This window comes from Serratia marcescens subsp. marcescens ATCC 13880, from assembly GCF_017299535.1.
Classification (GTDB): Bacteria; Pseudomonadota; Gammaproteobacteria; order Enterobacterales; family Enterobacteriaceae; genus Serratia; species Serratia marcescens.
Window position 1 is genome coordinate 2,583,367 of sequence record NZ_CP071238.1, and the last position, 15,422, is coordinate 2,598,788.

Genomic DNA, 15,422 nt, shown 5'->3' on the forward strand with positions numbered 1-15,422 from the left:
CACTTTCCATAAAAAACCGCGCGCAGCCACACTTCTGGCGCGCGCGGTCGACGGTTAGCGGCTGAGCGTCGTCTTGTCGGCGATGACGCCGTCCCCCTGCCGCTCGGCGGCAACCCCGCCGCCCAACACTTTATACAGGGTGGCCTGATTGTCGTACGCGGTCTGCTGCGCGGCGATCAGCGACTGCTGCGCCGTATACAGCGTGCGCTGCGCGTCCAGCACGGTCAGATAGCTGTCCACGCCCTGGCGGTAGCGCAGTTCGGCCAGACGATAATATTGCCGCGCCGCCGCCACATAGCCGGTTTGCGCCGCCAGCTGTTCCTGCAGCGTGGCTTTGCGCGCCAGCGCGTCGGCGGTTTCCTGAAATGCCGTCTGCACCGCTTTCTCATAGGTGGCGACATACAGATCTCTCTGCGCTTTGCTGTAGTTCAGTTGCGACGTGTTATAGCCGCCGCTGAAAATCGGCAGGCTGATGCTCGGTGCGAACGACCACACGCCCGCGCCGTGGCTGAACAGCGACGAGAGTTCACCGCTGCCCACCCCGCCGCTGGCGGTCAGGCTGATCGACGGGAAGAACGCCGCCCGCGCCGAGCCGATATTGGCGTTGGCGGATTTCAGATTATGCTCGGCCTGCAGCACGTCCGGCCGCGTCAGCAGCACCTGCGAAGACACCCCGGCCGGCAGGTCGCGCATGATCCCGCCCAGCGCGTCGATGCCGCCGGGCAGCAGGTTTTCCGGCACGCTTTGCCCCACCGCCAAATCCAGCGCGTTTTTCGCCTGCGCGGCGCTGGTCGCATAGCTGGCGGCGTCCGATCGCGCCTGTTGATAAACGGTCTCCGCCGACGCCACGTCAACCAACGATGAAATCCCGTGCTGCTGGTTCTTGCGCGTCACCTCCAGCGACCGTTTGGCGCTTTCCATCGTCTGCTGCGCCACCGCCAGATTGCTGCGCTCGGCCGCCACCGCCACCCAGTCGGTGACGATATCGGCGATCAGCGTCAGGCGGGTGCTTTTCGCCGCCTCCGAGTTAGCCAGGTAAGTTTCGAACGCCGCCCGCGACAGGCTGGCGTTTTTGCCGAACAGATCCAGCTCAAAGGCGCTGACGCCGGCCTGCGCTTCGTAACTCTGGCTGATGGCGGTGGCATTGCCGTTACCGGTCAGCGAACGCCCGCGACTGCCGTCGGCGGTGGCGTTGATCGTCGGCAACAGCGCCGCGCGCTGCTCACCGTACAGCGCGCGCGCCGACGCGATATTGGCGATCGCCTCGCGCAGATCGCGGCTGCTGCTCAGCCCCATCGCCACCACCTGGCGCAACCTGGCGTCCTGCACATAGTCGCGCCAGGCGATGTCCGGGTAGCTCAACGCCTGCTTGCCGGCGGCCTCGCCCTGCGGCAGCGTTGCCGCTATCGGCGCCGTCGGCCGCTGATAATCAGGATCCAGCGAAATACAGCCAGCCAACAGCAGCGGCAAAGTTAACATCATGACTCGTTGCAACACGTTATTCTCCTGCCTGTGGCGGCCGGCTGGCGGAGCGGCGGCTAAACACGCGGCGCACCAGCACATAAAACAGCGGGACGAAAAAGATGGCCAATGCGGTGGCGGTAAGGGTGCCGCCGATAATGCCGGTACCGATGGCGATGCGGCTGTTGGCGCCGGCGCCGCTGGATACCGCCAGCGGCAGAACCCCGGCGGTGAACGCCAGTGAGGTCATCAGGATCGGCCGCAGGCGCATGCGCGCCGCGTGAACCGCCGCGCCAATCAGCGTTTCACCGCGCTGATGCATTTCCTCGGCGAACTCGACGATCAGAATGGCGTTTTTCGCCGACAAACCGACGATGGTGAGCAGCGCCACCTGGAAGTAGATATCGTTCTCCAGCCCGCGCAGCGTGATTGCCAACAGCGAACCCACGATGCCCATCGGCACCACCAACATCACCGCAAACGGAATCGACCAGCTCTCATACAGCGCCGCCAGGCACAGGAACACCACGATGAGCGAAATGGCGTACAGCGACGATGCCTGGCCGCTGGTCAGCCGCTCCTGATAGGAGAGCCCGCTCCAGGAATAGCTGCTGCCGGCGGAGAATTTCGCCGCCAGTTTCTCCATCTCGCTCATCGCCGTGCCGGAACTGACGCCGGCGGCGCCCTGCCCGGTGATCTCGAACGACGACAGCCCGTTATAGCGCGACAGGTTTTCCGGGCCGTAGATCCAGTGTGAGGAAGCAAAAGCGGAGAACGGCGTCATGCTGCTGTCGCCCGCCGCGTTGGTGCCGCGCACAAACCATTTGTCGAGATCTTCCGGCTTGGCGCGATACTCTACGTCGCCCTGCATATAGACTTTTTTCACCCGGTTGCGATCGATAAAGTCGTTGACGTAGGTGCTACCGAACGCGCTGCTGAGCGTGCTGTTGACGTCGCCGGCGCTCAGGCCGAGCGCCTGCAGTTTGCCGCTGTCGATCTCCACCTGCAGCTGCGGAGTGTCCGGCAAGGTGTTGGCGCGCACCGCCAACAGCGATGGATTGCCGGCGGCGGCGGCGACGATCTGATCGCGCATCGCCTGCAGCTCGGCGCGGGTGGTCGCCCCTTTGGCCTGCAGTTCGAAGGTGAAGCCGTCGGACTGGCCGAAGCCGTCGATCGCCGGCGGGCTCATGGAGAACACCTGGGCGTCGCGCAGCGAGGCAAAGTGCGCCATGGCGCGTTTGGCGATGGCGTCGGCGGTGTTTTCGCTGCCGCCGCGTTGGCTCCAGTCTTTGAGGCTGACGAACGCCATGCCGGCGTTTTGCCCGCTGCCGCTGAAACCGAAGCCGTTGATGGTGAAAATGGTGCTGACGTTGGCCTTTTCCTGCTCAAGGAAATAGGCGGTGACCGCCTCGCTCACCGCCGAGGTGCGGGCATTGGTGGCGCCGGCCGGCAAGGTGTACTGCACCATCACCGAACCCTGATCCTCATTGGGCAGGAAACCGGTCGGCAAACGCAGATACATCACGGCGGTGGCGATCAGCAGCAGGCCGTACAGCAGCAGATAGCGCGTCGGCCGGTGGATCACCCCGCCGACCTTGTCGGCGTACTTCTCCTGCAACCGGTTATAACCGCGGTTGAATTTACCCAGCAGCCCTTTGTCGGTCTGTTCTTCATGCGTCGATTTCAGCAATGTGGCGCACAGCGCCGGCGCCAGCGTCAACGCCAGCACGACCGACAGCACCATCGAGGAGACGACGGTGATCGAAAACTGACGGTAGATCACCCCGGTGGAACCGCCGAAGAACGCCATCGGCAGAAACACCGCCGACAGCACCAGCGCGATGCCGACCAGCGCGCCGGTGATCTCGCGCATCGATTTCTCCGTCGCCTCGCGCGGCGGCAGTTTATCTTCACGCATCACGCGTTCGACGTTTTCCACCACCACGATGGCGTCGTCCACCAACAGCCCGATCGCAAGCACCATGCCGAACAGCGTCAGGGTATTGATCGAGTAGCCGAACGCCGCCAGCACGCCGAAGGTGCCCAGCAACACCACCGGCACGGTGATGGTCGGGATCAGCGTGGTGCGCAGGTTTTGCAGGAACACGAACATCACCACCACCACCAGGACCACCGCTTCGAACAGCGTTTTCACCACCTCCTCGATCGAGATGTTGATGAAGTCGGTGCTGTCTTTCGGGTAGGCCACCTTATAACCCTGCGGCATCGCGCTTTGGTATTCCGCCACCTTGGCCTTCACCAGCTTGGCGGTGTTGAGGGCGTTGGCCCCCGCCGCCAGCTTGACCGCGATCCCCGCCGCCGGGTGGCCGTTGAGGTGCGCGCTGGCGGAGTAATCTTCGTTGCCCAGCTCAACCCGCGCCACGTCGCCCAGCCGCACCAGCGCGCCGCTGCTGTCGCTTTTCAGGATGATATTGCGAAACTGTTCCGGCGTTTGCAGCCGCGACTGTGCCTTCACCGTGGCGGTCAGCTGCTGATCGGCGGCGGCAGGCAGATCGCCTACCTTGCCGGCGGACACCTGGGTGTTTTGCGCCTCGATCGCCGTCTGCACGTCGGAAGGCATCAGCGCATAGCTCGCCAGCCTGGTCGGATCCAGCCAGATGCGCATCGCGTATTCCGAACCGAACACCTGCACGTCCCCCACGCCCTCGATGCGCGACAGCGGATCCTGCAGGTTGCTGACCAGATAGTCGGAAATGTCGGCCATCGTCGCCTTGTCGTTCTCGTCATACAGCCCGACGATCAGCAGAAAGCTGCTCTGGGATTTCTTGACCGTCACGCCTTGGGCGGTGACCGCGCTCGGCAAGCGGCTTTCCGCCTGCTGAACTTTGTTTTGCACCTGCACCTGCGCGATATCCGGATCGGTGCCCTGATCAAAGGTGACGTCGATGCTGACCGAGCCGCTGGAGCTGCTGGTCGAAGAGAAATACAGCAGGCCATCCAGACCGGTGAGCTGCTGTTCAATCACTTGGGTGACGCTGTTTTCCAGCGTTTCCGCGTCCGCGCCCGGATAAGTGGCGGAGATGGAAATCTGCGGCGGTGACACGTCCGGGTACTGTGAGATGGGCAACGAATTGATCGACATCAGGCCGCACAGCATGATGATGATGGCGATCACCCAGGCGAACACCGGGCGGCGGATAAAGAACTGCGCCATATCACTGCTCCCCGCGTTGGGCTTTGTCGAGCGAGACGGCGACCGGCTTCACCGCCGCGCCGATCGTCACCTTGCTGGTGCCTTCGACGATCAGGCGATCGCCCTCGTTCAACCCGCTGCCGATCAGCCAGTTGCTGCCCACCACCCGTTCGGCGGTGACGGTGCGCTGCGCCACTTTATTTTGCTCGTCCACCACCAACGCGGTGGCTTCCCCTTTGGCATTGCGGGTGATGCCCTGCTGCGGCGCCAGAATGGCTTTAGAATCGACACCGTTATCCACCGTGGCGTGGACATACATGCCGGGCAACAGTTCATGTTCGGGGTTGGGGAACACCGCGCGCAGCGTGACCGAACCGGTGGCCTCATCCACCGCCACCTCGGTCAACTCCAGCTTGCCGGCGTGGGGATAAGACGTGCCGTCCTCCAGCTTGATGGCGACCGGCGTGACCGCGCCGCGCTGTAACGCCGCCTGCTGGCGTCGCAGCTTAAGCATCTGGGCGCTGGACTGGGTCAGATCGACATAGATCGGATCCAACGCGCGGATGGTGGCCAACGCATCGGTCTGGCTGGCGGTGACCAGCGCGCCCGGCGTCACGGATGAGATGCCGATGCGCCCGGCGATGGGCGCACGCACCTGGGTATAGCCGAGATTGATGCGCGCCGTCTCCAGCGCCGCCTGATACTGCGCCACCGACGCCACGGCCTGCAGATACGCGGCTTTGGCGTCGTCTGCGTCCTGTTTGGAAACGCCGTTTTCTTTCACCAGCACCGCATAGCGCTGCGATTTGAGCCGGGTGGATTGCACCGTGGCCTGGGCGTTTTTCAGCTGGGCGGCGGCCTGATCGTAGCTGGCCTGATAGCTGGCGGGATCAATTTGATACAATACCTGCCCGGCTTTCACCTCGGCCCCTTCGGTAAACAGCCGCTGCTTGATGATGCCATCGACCTGCGGCCGCACGTCGGAGGTCATGGTGGCGTTGACCCGGCCGGTCAGCTCGCTGCTCAGGGTCACCGACTGGCCGCGCAGCGTGACCACGCCGACCTCCCGTTCACCGCCTGCGCCCGTCGGCGCGCCGGCGTTTTGCCCATCGCAGGCGGCCAGCGACAGCGACAGCGACAGCCCCAGCGCTAAAAGCGTTTTCCTCTGCATTGCAATACGATCCTATTGAGAATAACTATTCTCAATATATCGAATGCCGCGATGCGCTTCTGAAAGGGTTGCGTAAGGATTCGGTAAAAGTCCGTCGGGCAGAACCGGCCGGTATCGCGATTATTTGTGCCGCAGCGGCACGTCTTTCAAGAGCCAGGTCAGCGCAAAAGCCAGCGCCATCACCCCGGCGGCAATTTGATACACCGAATGGATCGCCCCGCCGAAAGCCTGCAGGTAATCCTGCTGCAGCGCCGTCGGCAAATGGTGCACCGCTTCTGCGCCGAGCGAGCGCGGCAGCTGCGCGCCTTCCGGCAACAGCGCCGCCAAACGGGTGTGCAACACCTGCGTGAAAATCGCCCCGAACACCGCCACGCCTATCGAACCGCCGATAGAGCGGAACAGCGTGGCGCTGGACGTCGCAACCCCGATATGTCGGGGCTCCACGCTGTTTTGCGCCGCCAAAATCATCACTTGCATCACCATGCCCAGCCCCAATCCCAGCAGGCAAAGGTACAGATACAGTTGCTGCACCGGCGTGTTATTGGTCAGAGTGCCGAGCAGCGTCATGGCCCCCAGCGCGCACAGGGTACCGACGATCGGGAACAGGCGATATTTACCGCGTTTGCTGATGATCCGCCCGCTGATGATCGAGCTGGCCATAATGCCGCCCATCAACGGCAGCAGCTGCATTCCGGCCTGCGATGGCGTCGAGCCTTTCACCACCTGCAGATACAGCGGCAGGAAAGTCACGGAGCCGAACAGCGACATGCCGACGATAAAGCCGATCAGGCCGCACAGCACGAAGGTGCGGTTGCGAAACAGCCCGAGGGGAATGATCGGTTCAGCGGCCAGCCATTCCTCATAGATAAAGCCGCCCAGCGACACCAGGCCAAAGGCCAGAATGCACCACAGCTGGCCGTCCGACCAGGCCATTACCGTGCCCCCCTGGCTGGTGAACAGGATGATGCAGGTGAGCGCCATCGCCAGGTAACCGGCGCCCAGGACGTCGATTTCATGCCGCACTCGATTAACCTGCGACTGAAACACTGCGCCAATCACCAGCAGGGCGAACAGACCCAGCGGAAGATTGATGTAGAAAATCCAGCGCCAGGAAAAATGCTGCACCAACAGGCCGCCGATCAGCGGCCCCACCACCGTGGCCAGGCCGAATACCCCGCCGAACAGCCCCTGATAACGGCCGCGTTCCGCCGGCGGGATCACGTCGCCGACCACCGCCAGGGTGACCACCAACAGCCCGCCGCCGCCCAACCCTTGCAGCGCGCGCATCATAATCAGCTGCGTCATATTTTGCGCCAGCCCACACAGTACCGACCCAAGCAAAAACAGCAAAATAGCGATTTGCAGCACAATCTTGCGGCCGAAAAGATCGCCGAATTTGCCGTACAGCGGCACCACGATAGTGGAAGACAGCAGATAGGCCGTCACCACCCAGGACAGTTTTTCAAGCCCACCAAACTCGCCGACGATGGTCGGCAGCGCGGTGGAGACAATGGTTTGATCCAGCGCCGCCAGCAGCATCACCAGCAGCAACGCGGAAAACAGCAACGGGAGCGAAGGCGCCTTGGCTGGCGCCCCGCCGTGATCGGGCTGGATTGTCGGGTTTTCTATCTCCATCGGAGTCAGTTCACTTGTAATTAATTAATCGCATAATTAATATATGAGTCATCCTTTTCTCCGGTCAATGGATCTCACCGCGATGACAGCACGAAACGTTCAAACTCCCGCCAAGCCTCGCCGCCCCGGCCGGCCGAGCGGCGGCCCCAAAGGGGCTGACAAACGCGAGCATTTGCTTGATACCGCACTGAACCTGTTTGCCCGCCAGGGGATCGTAGACACCTCGTTGAACGCCATTGCGCGCGAGGCAAACGTCACCCCGGCCATGCTGCACTACTACTTTCATAACCGCGATCAGCTGCTGGACGTGCTGATCGAGGAGCGCTTTCTGCCGGTGCGCAAGATGGCCGGCGAAGTATTCGACGCCAACGCGGACGATCCCGTCACCGCCTTCACCCTGCTGGCGCAACGTTTTATCGACATCGCGTTGGAACACCCTTGGTTCGCCCCGCTGTGGCTGCGGGAGGTCATGAGTGAAAGCGGCGTGCTGAAACAGCGCATGGATGAACGCTTCGGTAATGAACGCCATCAGATCGCGCTGCAAGCCATCGCGCGCTGGCAGGCGCAGGGTAAACTCAATCCCGATCTCGAGCCTGCCCTGCTGTTCTTCACCCTGTTCGGCATCACGCTGCTGCCGCTGGCCACCGCGCCCAAATGGCGGCGCGAACGGGATAAAGGCCAGCTAAACGCCGAAGATATCGCCCGCCACGCCGTCGCCCTGCTGCGCTACGGCATCGGTCCGGCGCGTTAACTCACTGGCTCTGGGGATTTAACCAGCCGAAACACCGTTTTGGTGTGCCAATAGTAGTCGATCGCCGCCGCGATATTCGGCATCCAACCGTCCGGCTCATAGGGTACGAAGCCGGAAAAACCCAGCCTGCGGGCAGAAACCTGGAACCCCGCGCCGGAGAAAATGCGCGCATAGTCGTCCAGCGAGCGATCCTGCACCACGGTATGCGTCTGTTCAGCTACCCTTGCGCGCCATTGCGGCCACAGCGGGTTGTCGGTGTGGCAACCGGTCACCGCATAGTAAACGCCGCCCGGCTTCAGCGCCCGCAGCATATCGGCGGCATGCTGCGCGATATCTTCGATCAGGTAGATGACCTCATGGCTGAAGGCGATATCGAAATGGTCATCCCAGCCCGTCAGCCGCGTGTCGGTTTGATAACCGATCGGCAGGTTTCCTTTCAGGCGGTTGGCGTGTTCGACGGACTGGCGGGCGATATCGACGCCGAGCCCTTCACGAAATGGCCGGATTTGGTGCAACAGACGCAGAAAACCGCCCTGATTGCAGCCGACATCCAACACCCTGACGCCGGACAGTTCGTGTTCCGGCACCAGAGTTAGCAGATGCCGCCAGATAGGCGCATGGCCTTCCGCAATGGCCTGCTCTGCGTGCGGATCGCGATACCAAGTGGGGATGCTCAAGGGGGAGTCGTTCATTATGGCCTCCTTATGTTTCTACTCAGCCAACCACAGCCTATGGCGACAAACAACCGCGTGCGCATTTTTTGAACATTCACTGCTCTGGCTTGCCATGCACCGGCAGTTGGCTGGTCACGCAGTGAATGCCGCCGCCGCCGGCGGCGATGGCGTCGATCTCCAACTGTACCACCTTGCGCTGCGGATAGAGCGCCGACAGCAGCGTAAACGCCGCCTTATCCGCCTGCGGGTCGCCAAATTCAGGGGCGATCACCGCGCCGTTGATCACGAAGTAGTTGATGTAGCCCGCCGCGAAATCGGGATTGCGGCGGCTGAATCGGCTGTCGCGCGGCGCCAGCGGCGGCGAAAGCGTATGCACCTGCAACGTGCGGCCATCTGCGTCGGTCGCTGTCTTGAGGATCGCCAGATGCGCCTGGGTAACCGCATGATCATAAGAGGCCGGATCGGTATCCAGGTTGGCCACCACCACGCCCGGCCGCACGAAACGGGCGTAAAAATCGACGTGGGCATCGGTGATATCCCGGCCTTTAATGCCCGGCAGCCAGATAATTTTGCGCAGGCCGAGCATCGCTTTCAGCTCCCGCTCAACCCGCTCCCGGCTCCAGCCCGGGTTGCGGTTCGCATTCACCCAGCAGCTCTCGGTCATGATGCCAGTGCCGTGCCCATCCACTTCGATGCCGCCGCCTTCGCCTACCAGCGCGCTGCGGCGCGGTTGAGCGACGCCGTATTTTTTGGCGGCGAACGCCGCCAGACGCACATCCTTGGCATGTCGCTGTTTATTGCCCCAGCCGTTGAAGTTGAAATCCACCGCGCCCAGCGCACCGGCGTCGTTGACGACGAAATTGGCGCCGATGTCGCGCACCCAGATGTCATCCAACTCGGTGACGACATAGCTGACGTTATGGCTGCCGCAGATCGCTTCCGCCAGTTGCCGTTCGTGCGCGCGGCAAAATACCGTCAGCGGCTGAAACTCGGCGATGGCGCGGGCGATGCGCCCCTGCGCGGCCTGCACGTCCGCCGTGAACCCGCCCCAAATCGCACGCTGCGCGCCGAATGCGAGAAACGCCCGCTGCTGCGGTTCCCCTTCATCGGGGAGGCGCCAGACCGGGTTAAGCGCAGCTTTCGCGTGACCGTGTAACGAAATGTCCAGCGATGCCGCCAAACCCACGCCGGCCACTGCCGAAAGCTGCTTGATAAAGGTGCGACGCGTTGCCATAAACGGCCTCTTTAAATTAATTTAAATTCAAATGGTTAGCCGGTTTATTTACGCTCCGGCTCTTGAATCCCATGCTAGTCTTCCCCTGCCACCGCGACAAACGATATATTTAGTGGATATCTGATTAGACAGGCTTATCGATAATGTTAAAACACTGGCCTCCTTTGAGCGCCCTGCGCGGTTTCGAAGCGGCGGCGCGCCTGGGCAGTTTTCATCAGGCCGCCGAAGAATTGCACCTGACCCAATCGGCCATCAGCCAGCAGATCCGCAGCCTCGAGGCGTTTCTGGAACAGCCGCTGTTCTTCCGCACCGGCCGCAGCGTAACGCTGACCGACGCCGGCCACGATCTGTTCAGCACCGCACAGGTGATGCTGCAACAGCTGGCCGTCGGCATTCGCCGTTTGGATCAGTACCGCAAACCCAACCAGTTGATCGTCAACACCACCCCGGCCTTTGCCCGCCACTGGCTGACGCCGCGGCTGGGCGATTTCAACCGGCGACATCCGCAGATCGATCTGTGGCTGTTCACCAGCTTTGAACCGCCGGATATGGCGGCGGACAGCATCGATCTGGCGATCCGCGACGATCTCAGCGCGCAGGCGGACTGCACCTTCAAGGTTCTCTGTACCGACCGGCTCTACCCCGCCTGCCACCCCAGCCTGCTGGCGTTGACGCCGGAGCAGCGCGTGACCTTGCACGGCGAACGTGAGATGGACTGGAGCCACTGGGCGGTGGCGGGCGGCGCGCACGTCGGCCAACGCGACAGCGGGCTGAACTTCTCCGATCCTGGTCTGCTGCTGGACGCCGCCTGCAATGGCCTCGGCATCGCGTTGGTCAGCCAACTGCTGGCGCAACACGCGCGCGACGTCGGGCTGCTGCAACCGCTAACCGAGCAACGCGTGCGCGGCGCCAACTGGGCGTGGCTGCTGCACCGCGACAGCGAACACAATCCGCTCGCCCGGCACTTCTGCCAATGGCTCCAGTCGGCGCTGTCCGCCGGCGCATAACGCGCCACGTCACGATTTGCTACTCTGGTCAGGCGGCCCCGCCTGACCGCTGCTACCTTCAATAAAGCGTCGCAACAACCCGAAGAAAACGCGCTAACCTGCTGTTTCAAAATAATTAGTTGAATTCACCTGATAACTGAACATCGCTAAAAGGATCTTCTATGTCTGCCGGTTTATTGAAAACGATAGCTCTGAGCGTGGCCCTTGCCTGCACCGTTCCCGCCGCCTTTGCCGCCGATCTGACCGCCGGCGCGGTCGCCGCCCCGGATCAGTATGGTGCCAAGGTCGCCGCGCACATTCTGCAGGCCGGCGGCAACGCGGTCGACGCGGCGGTCGCCACCGCCTTTACCCTGGCCGTTACCTACCCTGAAGCCGGCAATATCGGCGGCGGCGGCTTTATGACGTTGTACGTCGACGGCAAACCCTATTTCCTCGACTACCGCGAAGTGGCGCCCAAGGCCGCCGGCAAGACCATGTATCTGAACGAGAAAGGCGAAGTGATCGAAAATCTCAGCCTGGTGGGCAGCCGCGCCGCCGGCGTGCCGGGCACCGTGCTGGGGTTGTGGGAAGCCCATAAGCGTTTCGGCAAGCTGCCGTGGGCCGAACTGCTGACGCCGGCGATAGGTTACGCCCGGCAAGGTTTCACCGTGGCGGACCAGCAGTATCAATACCGTGAAGACGCCAACAAACTGTTCGCCGGTAAAACCAACTTCGGCGACTATTTCGGCGCCATGAAGCCCGGCACGGTGTTCAAACAGCCGGAGCTGGCCGCCACCCTTGAGCGCATCGCCAAATCGGGCGCCGACGATTTTTATCACGGCGAAACCGCCCGCCTGCTGGTGGCGCAAATGCAGCGCGACAACGGGCTGATCGGCGCGGCGGATTTGGCCGACTATCGGGTGAAATGGCGTGAACCGATGCGCATCAGCTGGCGCGGCAACACCGTGTATACCGCCCCGCTGCCCAGCTCCGGCGGCATTGCGCTGGCGCAGCTGCTGGGGATAAAAGAAGATCGCGCCGCCGACTTCAAGGGCGTGCCGCTCAACTCGGCGCGCTATATCCACCTGCTGGCGGAAATCGAAAAACGCGTGTTCGCCGATCGCGCCGACTACCTCGGCGACCCGGATTTCACTAACGTGCCGGAAGCGCAGCTGATCGCCCCCGACTACCTGCAAAAACGCGCCGCCGAGATCAACCCGACGGCGATCTCGCCGACCGAAAAGGTGCGGCCGGGGCTGGAAACCCACCAAACCACCCACTTTTCGATCGTCGATGCCGCCGGCAACGCGGTCAGCAACACCTATACGCTCAACTGGGACTTCGGCAGCGGCGTGGTGGTCAAAGGCGCCGGCTTCCTGCTTAACGACGAGATGGACGACTTCAGCGCCAAACCCGGCGTCGCCAACGCCTTCGGCGTGGTGGGCAGCGACGCCAACGCCATCGAGCCGGGCAAACGCATGCTCTCCTCGATGAGCCCGACCATCATCACCCGCGACGGCGACGTCACCCTGGTGATCGGCACCCCGGGCGGTTCACGCATCTTCACCTCGATCTTCCAGGTGATCAACAACCTCTACGATTACCACCTGCCGCTGGCGCAGGCGGTGGCCGCCCAGCGCGTGCACCATCAGCTGTTGCCGAAGGACACCGTCTACTATGACAGCTTTGCGCCGCTGACCGGCAAACCGGCGGACGAGCTGAAGGCCATGGGTTACACCCTCGAAGACCAGGGCTGGAACATGGGGGATATTCAGGTCATCCGCATCGATGGCCGCACGCCGGAAACCGCGTCCGATCCGCGTGGCCGCGGCGTGGGCCTGGTGGTGAAAAAGTAACGCCCCGGCGGCCCGCCTTCAATTAGACGGGCCGCTGCTTCCCCGCATTGACTGCCGCTGCGCCCTTTCTTACTCATCTATACTGAAGCGACAGGCGCGCGTTTGACGACGGCGGCGTCTGCCTTCCTTCTTAGACGATAACGAAAATATTATTTTCAAATCAATCACCTGCATTTATCGTAAGCGGTGTCGGAGGCAATCAATAATGGCGAAAAGACGAGCAGTACCCGGTGTCCATCCCTACGATGGGCCCGCCGGCGGTTGGGGCGCGCTGAAAGCGACGGCCATCGCCGTGCGCACGCAGATGGATACCTTAGAAGCGCCGGTGACGCTGATGCGCACCAACCAGCCCGACGGGTTTGACTGCCCGGGATGCGCATGGCCGGATAAAGAGCATCGCTCCACCTTTCAGTTTTGCGAAAACGGCGCCAAAGCGGTGACCTGGGAAGCGACCAGCAAGCGCGTGACGCCCGAATTCCTGGCGCAAAATACCGTGACCTCACTGCTGCAAAAAACCGATTATCAGTTGGAAGACTATGGCCGCCTGACCACGCCCCTGTTTTATGACGCCGGGACGGACACCCTGCGCCCGCTGGCGTGGGACGAGGCGTTCCAACGCATCGCCGCCGTCTTGCAGACGCTGCCGCCGGAACAGGTGGAATTTTATACCTCCGGCCGGGCGTCCAATGAGGCGGCCTACCTGTTCCAGCTGTTTGCGCGTGAATTTGGCAGCAATAACTTTCCCGACTGCTCCAACATGTGCCATGAGCCGACCAGCGTTGGCCTGCCGCAATCGATCGGCATCGGTAAAGGCACCGTCTCGCTGGACGACTTTGACAGCGCGGAGCTGGTTATCTCCATCGGGCACAATCCGGGCACCAACCACCCGCGCATGATGGGCACGCTGCATGAGCTGGCGCGCAAAAAAGTGCCGATCATTGTCTTTAACCCGCTGCGCGAGCGGGCGCTCGAACGTTTCACCGATCCGCAAAACGTCATCGAAATGGCGACCTACAGTTCGACCCCGATCGCTTCAACCTACTATCAGGTCAAAGCCGGCGGTGACGCCGCGGCGCTCAAAGGCATCGCCAAAGCGTTGCTGCAGTTGGATGATGAGCATGGCAATGCGCTGGATCACGCCTTTATTGCCGAGCACACTGAAGGGTTTACGGCTTTCGCCGCCGACCTGAAGGCCACCGGTTGGGATGCGATTGAGGCGGAGAGCGGCCTGGCGCGCCGGGATCTGGAACAGGTCGCCGTCGCTTACGCGAAATCCAACGCCACCATCGTGACCTACGGCATGGGCATTACGCAGCACAATAAAGGGACGGCCAACGTGCGCCTGATCGCTGACCTGCTGCTGCTGCGCGGCAACATCGGCAAACCGGGCGCCGGCATTTGCCCGCTGCGCGGCCACTCTAACGTGCAGGGCAATCGCACCGTCGGCATCACCGAAAAACCCTCGGCCGAATTTTTGGCGAAGTTGGAAACGGTGTTTGGCTTCACTCCGCCCAAGGCCCACGGTCACGATGCCGTGAAATGCATGCAGGCGATGATCGACGGCGCCTCGAAGGCGTTGATCTGCCTGGGCGGAAACTTCGCCGTGGCGCTGCCGGACCCCGATCAGAGCTTCCCGGCGATGAAAGCGCTGGAGTTAAGCGTGCATATCGGCACCAAACTCAACCGCAGCCATCTGTTGGTGGCGAAAGAAACCCTCATTCTGCCCTGCCTGGGCCGCACCGAACTGGACATGCAGGCCGGCGGGCGACAATCGGTGACGGTGGAGGATTCGATGTCGATGGTGCATGCCTCGTCCGGCAAATTAAAACCGGCGTCGGAGCTGTTGCGTTCGGAACCCGCCATTGTGGCCGGCATGGCCAAAGCGGTGATGCCCGCCAGCAAGGTGCCCTGGGATGAACTGATCGAAGATTACGACGTGATCCGCGATCTGATCGAAAAAACCATTCCGGGCTTCGACGATTACAACGCGCGCATTCGCCAACCCGGCGGTTTCCGCATGCCGCTGCCGCCGACCGAGCGCCAGTGGCCGACGGCGACGGGCAAAGCGATGTTTTCGGTGTTCAGCGGGTTACATGAAGACCAGATTGCGGCGGAACAAAATACGCTGCGGCTGATCACCCTGCGCAGCCACGATCAGTACAACACCACCATTTATGCCCTGGATGACCGCTATCGCGGGGTTTTCGGCCGGCGCGACGTGCTGTTTATGAATGACAGCGATCTGCAACGTTTGGGGCTGGAGCATGGCGACGTGGTCGATCTGGAAACGGCGCTGCCCGGCAGCACCCAGCGCCTGGAAGGCATCACGGTGATCGCCTACAACATCTCAGCCGGATCGGTCGGCGCCTACTACCCGGAAGCCAACGTGCTGGTGCCGCTGCATTACATCGATGAGGAGAGCGGCACGCCTTCGTACAAATCGGTGCCAATCCGCGTGAAGTTGAGATCCAAAGAGGTGCGCGCGGTCGATATCGCCTGA

At 62.3% G+C, this 15,422-nt stretch carries 10 protein-coding genes; 4 read left to right on the forward strand and 6 right to left on the reverse strand.

Translation table 11 applies throughout. The features are described from left to right. Nucleotides 1–54: 54 nt before the first annotated feature. From J0F90_RS12385 to J0F90_RS12400, 4 genes are all read right to left on the reverse strand, one after another. A complete protein-coding gene (locus J0F90_RS12385; protein WP_033640269.1) occupies nucleotides 55–1,497 on the reverse strand; it encodes an efflux transporter outer membrane subunit in 1,443 nt (480 codons plus the stop codon). Nucleotide 1,498: 1 nt separating this feature from the next. Continuing rightward, nucleotides 1,499–4,636, reverse strand: coding sequence for an efflux RND transporter permease subunit (locus tag J0F90_RS12390; protein WP_033640268.1), 3,138 nt, complete (start codon nucleotides 4,634–4,636; stop codon nucleotides 1,499–1,501). A gap of 1 nt (nucleotide 4,637) precedes the next feature. Further along, nucleotides 4,638–5,786, reverse strand: a complete 1,149-nt coding sequence (locus J0F90_RS12395) for an efflux RND transporter periplasmic adaptor subunit (RefSeq protein ID WP_033640267.1) — start codon at nucleotides 5,784–5,786, stop codon at nucleotides 4,638–4,640. A gap of 120 nt (nucleotides 5,787–5,906) precedes the next feature. Continuing rightward, complete coding sequence (locus J0F90_RS12400; protein ID WP_033640266.1) at nucleotides 5,907–7,421, reverse strand: MDR family MFS transporter; 1,515 nt, start codon at nucleotides 7,419–7,421, stop codon at nucleotides 5,907–5,909. Between the two features lie 82 nt (nucleotides 7,422–7,503). Here J0F90_RS12400 and J0F90_RS12405 point away from each other — a divergent pair, with 82 nt between their 5' ends. Further along, nucleotides 7,504–8,172 (forward strand): TetR/AcrR family transcriptional regulator, encoded by a 669-nt coding sequence (locus tag J0F90_RS12405; protein ID WP_227944601.1) that lies wholly within the window; start codon nucleotides 7,504–7,506, stop codon nucleotides 8,170–8,172. Here the strand turns inward: J0F90_RS12405 and J0F90_RS12410 are convergent. Both J0F90_RS12410 and J0F90_RS12415 read right to left on the reverse strand, forming a co-directional pair. Further along, nucleotides 8,169–8,864 (reverse strand): class I SAM-dependent methyltransferase, encoded by a 696-nt coding sequence (locus J0F90_RS12410; protein WP_033640263.1) that lies wholly within the window; start codon nucleotides 8,862–8,864, stop codon nucleotides 8,169–8,171. The two genes, J0F90_RS12405 and J0F90_RS12410, sit on opposite strands and share 4 nt — an antisense overlap. A 76-nt stretch (nucleotides 8,865–8,940) precedes the next feature. Next, nucleotides 8,941–10,080 (reverse strand): agmatine deiminase family protein, encoded by a 1,140-nt coding sequence (locus J0F90_RS12415; RefSeq protein ID WP_033640261.1) that lies wholly within the window; start codon nucleotides 10,078–10,080, stop codon nucleotides 8,941–8,943. A gap of 143 nt (nucleotides 10,081–10,223) precedes the next feature. Here J0F90_RS12415 and J0F90_RS12420 point away from each other — a divergent pair, with 143 nt between their 5' ends. The 3 genes from J0F90_RS12420 (at nucleotide 10,224) to J0F90_RS12430 (ending at nucleotide 15,422) form a co-directional block, all read left to right on the forward strand. Beyond that, nucleotides 10,224–11,087, forward strand: coding sequence for a LysR substrate-binding domain-containing protein (locus tag J0F90_RS12420; RefSeq protein ID WP_033640260.1), 864 nt, complete (start codon nucleotides 10,224–10,226; stop codon nucleotides 11,085–11,087). A 161-nt stretch (nucleotides 11,088–11,248) separates the two neighbouring features. Next, entirely contained in the window at nucleotides 11,249–12,922 is a 1,674-nt protein-coding gene (gene ggt, locus J0F90_RS12425; RefSeq protein ID WP_033640258.1) for a gamma-glutamyltransferase, read from the forward strand. A 202-nt stretch (nucleotides 12,923–13,124) separates the two neighbouring features. Next, nucleotides 13,125–15,422: an FdhF/YdeP family oxidoreductase gene (locus J0F90_RS12430; protein ID WP_103086404.1), complete on the forward strand. Its 2,298-nt coding sequence runs from the start codon at nucleotides 13,125–13,127 to the stop codon at nucleotides 15,420–15,422.

Coding starts and splice junctions, on each gene's coding strand:
- J0F90_RS12395 (WP_033640267.1), bottom strand. CDS start 5,786: ATGCAGAGGAAAACGCTTTTAGCGCTGGGGCTGTCGCTGTCGCTGTCG.
- J0F90_RS12415 (WP_033640261.1), bottom strand. CDS start 10,080: ATGGCAACGCGTCGCACCTTTATCAAGCAGCTTTCGGCAGTGGCCGGC.
- J0F90_RS12390 (WP_033640268.1), bottom strand. CDS start 4,636: ATGGCGCAGTTCTTTATCCGCCGCCCGGTGTTCGCCTGGGTGATCGCC.
- ggt (WP_033640258.1), top strand. CDS start 11,249: ATGTCTGCCGGTTTATTGAAAACGATAGCTCTGAGCGTGGCCCTTGCC.
- J0F90_RS12410 (WP_033640263.1), bottom strand. CDS start 8,864: ATGAACGACTCCCCCTTGAGCATCCCCACTTGGTATCGCGATCCGCAC.
- J0F90_RS12405 (WP_227944601.1), top strand. CDS start 7,504: ATGACAGCACGAAACGTTCAAACTCCCGCCAAGCCTCGCCGCCCCGGC.
- J0F90_RS12420 (WP_033640260.1), top strand. CDS start 10,224: ATGTTAAAACACTGGCCTCCTTTGAGCGCCCTGCGCGGTTTCGAAGCG.
- J0F90_RS12400 (WP_033640266.1), bottom strand. CDS start 7,421: ATGGAGATAGAAAACCCGACAATCCAGCCCGATCACGGCGGGGCGCCA.